The organism is Lutibacter sp., from assembly GCF_041596795.1.
Lineage (GTDB): Bacteria > Bacteroidota > Bacteroidia > Flavobacteriales > Flavobacteriaceae > Lutibacter.
Genome location: NZ_JBFHHX010000283.1, coordinates 1 through 1,521, shown reverse-complemented (window position 1 = coordinate 1,521; position 1,521 = coordinate 1). Strand labels below are relative to the sequence as shown.

General features: G+C 31.8%; 1 protein-coding gene. It reads left to right on the top strand.

Features of this window, described 5'->3' with window-relative positions:
- Positions 1–247: 247 nt before the first annotated feature.
- Positions 248–1,521: glycoside hydrolase family 5 protein (locus ABY298_RS16310; protein WP_372747096.1), on the top strand; the 1,274-nt coding region annotated here is incomplete at its 3' end.

The following is a 1,521-nucleotide window of genomic DNA, read 5'->3' as shown; positions in this document are numbered from 1 at the left end:
TTGTGGTTGCACCTAATACGGATGCAATTTCACGCGCTACACTTGGTTTTTCAGCAATACAAACTTTCATTTATTAGATAATTGTGGGCACGCAAATTACTAAAATTAAAGTTATTTCAGTCACAAATTAAAAGCTAAAAAGTGAGAATGTTTTATTTTAATTATTGGTTTATTATATGACAAAATAGTATTAAATAGTATTTTTTTTGTTTGATAGTTTTGAATTATAAATTAAATAAACAAAAAAATGTTTTCAAAAATTGTTAAATTAAGTGTGCTGTTAACCTTTACTTTCCTTTATATAGGATGTGGAGGTAGTGATAATTCTGAAGATGAAGAGTTTATATCATCCATCGGAGCTTTATCTAATAAAGCAGAAATAGTGGAGTTAGAATTTGCTTATAAAGGCTCTATATTTTCAACCGAAATTATTGGTAGTGAAATAAATATTACTAGAGAATTACCCTTTGGCGCATCGGAATTTTCTGTGAATTCATTTAAAGTTTCTAATGGAGCAACTCTAGAGTTTAAAGTTGGTGATGTACTTAATTTAAATCAAGCTCCAACAGCCATAAATGTGACTGCTGAAGATGGAACAACAAAAAAAGAGTATCAAATTACCTATTCATTTATTACTTATGAATCTATAGTAGAAAAAAATGGTGGATTAAAAGTAATGGGAAATAAAATTGTAAATAAAAATAACCAAGCGGTAAGCTTTTCAGGTAATAGTTTTTTCTGGTCTAATAATGGCTGGGGAGGCGAGCGTTTTTATAGAGAATCTGTTGTTTCTTGGTTAAAATTAGATTGGGAAACTACAATTGTAAGAGCAGCAATGGGAGTTGATGAAAATGGCGGCTATTTGGAGGATCCAGTGGCTAATAAAAACCGTTTAAAAGTAATTGTAGATGCAGCTATAAAAGAAGGTATGTACGTAATTATAGATTGGCACTCGCATCATGCCGAAAATTATACTGATGAAGCCGTTGAATTTTTTAAAGAAATGGCGCAGCTTTATGGGGATTATGACAACGTTATTTATGAAATTTATAATGAACCATTAGATGTTTCTTGGAGTAATACAATTAAACCTTATGCAGAAAAGGTAATTGCAGCTATTAGAGAGTATGATAGTGATAATTTGATTTTGGTTGGAACTCCAACTTGGTCTCAAAGAGTTGATGAAGCAGCCGCTGATCCAATTACTAGTTCTTCAAATATTGCGTACGTACTCCATTTTTACAGTGTGTATCATGGCGATTGGTTACGAGGTATAGCAAATAATGCATTAAATTTAGGAGTAGCTGTTTTTGTAACAGAATGGGGACCTGTTGGTTATACTCAAGATGACTCAGAAACAGCCAAATGGATACAATGGTGTGAGGATAATAAAATTAGTAATTGTAGTTGGGCTGTAAATGATAAGGAAGAAGAATGGTCTATTGTTAAAACAGGATCAAATACTTCGGGAAGTTGGAAAGAGACTAATTTAACTGAGTCTGGGAAATTAGAAAGAAGTAT